The sequence below is a fragment of the Stenotrophomonas sp. 3diitr2024 genome, from assembly GCF_042136455.1.
Classification (GTDB): Bacteria; Pseudomonadota; Gammaproteobacteria; order Xanthomonadales; family Xanthomonadaceae; genus Stenotrophomonas; species Stenotrophomonas sepilia.
The window spans coordinates 1-1562 of the sequence record NZ_JBHHMJ010000359.1 but is presented as its reverse complement, the minus strand read 5'-3'; the positions used below and the strand labels follow the sequence as shown (position 1 = coordinate 1562).

Genomic DNA, 1562 nt, shown 5'->3' with positions numbered 1-1562 from the left:
CGGCTACCGTCCGCAGTTCTACTTCCGCACCACCGACATCACCGGCGCCGCCAAGCTGCCGGAAGGCGTCGAAATGGTGATGCCGGGTGACAACGTCAAGATGGAAGTCACCCTGATCAACCCGGTGGCCATGGACGAAGGCCTGCGCTTCGCCATCCGCGAAGGCGGCCGTACCGTCGGCGCCGGCGTGGTCTCGAAGATCATCGAGTAAGCCTGCAGTACCGGTGGTTGCATAGCGCCGCCGGTTACGCGAATGGCGGGCCGGGAACCTCGGTCCGCCTTCGCCGTCTAAGGGAAGGCAAGTTTTCAACGTACGCCAGTAGCTCAATTGGCAGAGCAGCGGTCTCCAAAACCGCAGGTTGGGGGTTCGAGTCCCTCCTGGCGTGCCATCTGCCCACCTTATCCAGCGGCCTGGGCCGCTAAAGCAGACACAGCCGGATGAATAGCAAGATCGAACACTCCAAGGACAACTCCGCCAACGGTGGAGATATCGTCAAGTATGTCGCCGCATCGCTGCTGGTGCTGGCCGGTCTGTTCGTCTGGTTCTGGTTCTCCGCGGACTCCGGTCGCGCCGCCCAGCTGGGTGCGTGGGCGGGTCAGTTGCGTGCATTGGCGGTCGTGGTCGGTCTGGTTGGCGGTATCGGCGTGTTCATGCTGACCGGCAAGGGGCGCGACACCCGCGAATTCCTCTCCGAATCGCGCTTCGAACTGCGCAAGGTGGTCTGGCCGACGCGCCAGGAAGCCGTCCGCATGACCTGGGTCGTGATCGTCGTGGTGCTCATCCTCAGCCTGCTGCTGGGTGGCTTCGACTTCCTGATCCAGAAACTGACTCAGTGGTTCCTGAGCCGCTAAGGAGAATTGCATGAAGCGTTGGTACGTCGTTCACGCCTATTCGGGCTTCGAGAAGTCGGTGGCGCAGGCTCTGCGCGATCGCATCGTCCGTGATGGCATGGAAGAGCGCTTCGGCGACGTCCTGGTCCCGACCGAGGAAGTGGTCGAGATGCGCGCCGGCCAGAAGCGCCGTTCCGAGCGCAAGTTCTTCCCGGGTTACGTGCTGGTCCAGATCGAGACCCACGAGGAAGCCGGCATTCCGCGCATCGACAACGAAAGCTGGCATCTGGTCAAGGAAACCCCGCGGGTCATGGGCTTCATCGGCGGCACCGCTGATCGCCCGCTGCCGATCGCCGATTCCGAGGCCGAGGCCATCCTGAACCGCGTTCAGGAGGGTGTCGAGAAGCCGCGTCCGAAGGTGCTGTTCGAGCCGGGCCAGATGGTCCGCGTCACCGACGGTCCGTTCAACGATTTCAATGGCGTCGTCGAAGAAGTCAACTACGAGAAGAGCCGTCTGCGCGTCTCGGTGCTGATCTTCGGTCGTGCCACTCCGGTCGAGCTCGAGTTCGGCCAGGTCGAAAAGGCCGTCTGACCTGTCCTGTCGAGTCGAGCCATGCTCGACTGGATGTTGCCGCCTATAGTCGAGCAAGCTCGACTCTACATGGAGCGCGTGATCACGTCCGCCGCAGGATGAACTCGCGGTCGCGCGTATCCCCGACGATGAAGTCGTA

2 protein-coding genes, 1 tRNA gene and 1 pseudogene are annotated in these 1562 nt (G+C 62.7%); all 4 read left to right on the top strand.

Translation table 11 applies throughout. The annotated features are described in order from the left end of the window. A pseudogene (locus ABGA94_RS09120) lies at positions 1-211 on the top strand (elongation factor Tu); the annotation flags it as partial. A gap of 102 nt (positions 212-313) precedes the next feature. Continuing rightward, positions 314-389: transfer RNA gene (locus tag ABGA94_RS09115), tRNA-Trp, on the top strand. A gap of 49 nt (positions 390-438) precedes the next feature. Beyond that, a complete protein-coding gene (secE, locus tag ABGA94_RS09110; RefSeq protein ID WP_004145202.1) occupies positions 439-852 on the top strand; it encodes a preprotein translocase subunit SecE in 414 nt (137 codons plus the stop codon). Positions 853-862: 10 nt separating this feature from the next. Next, positions 863-1423: a transcription termination/antitermination protein NusG gene (nusG, locus tag ABGA94_RS09105; RefSeq protein ID WP_004154362.1), complete on the top strand. Its 561-nt coding sequence runs from the start codon at positions 863-865 to the stop codon at positions 1421-1423. Positions 1424-1562: the final 139 nt, after the last annotated feature.

Excerpts from the sequence above, each read along its gene's own strand:
- secE (WP_004145202.1), top strand. The coding sequence starts at position 439 with ATGAATAGCAAGATCGAACACTCCAAGGACAACTCCGCCAACGGTGGA.
- nusG (WP_004154362.1), top strand. The coding sequence starts at position 863 with ATGAAGCGTTGGTACGTCGTTCACGCCTATTCGGGCTTCGAGAAGTCG.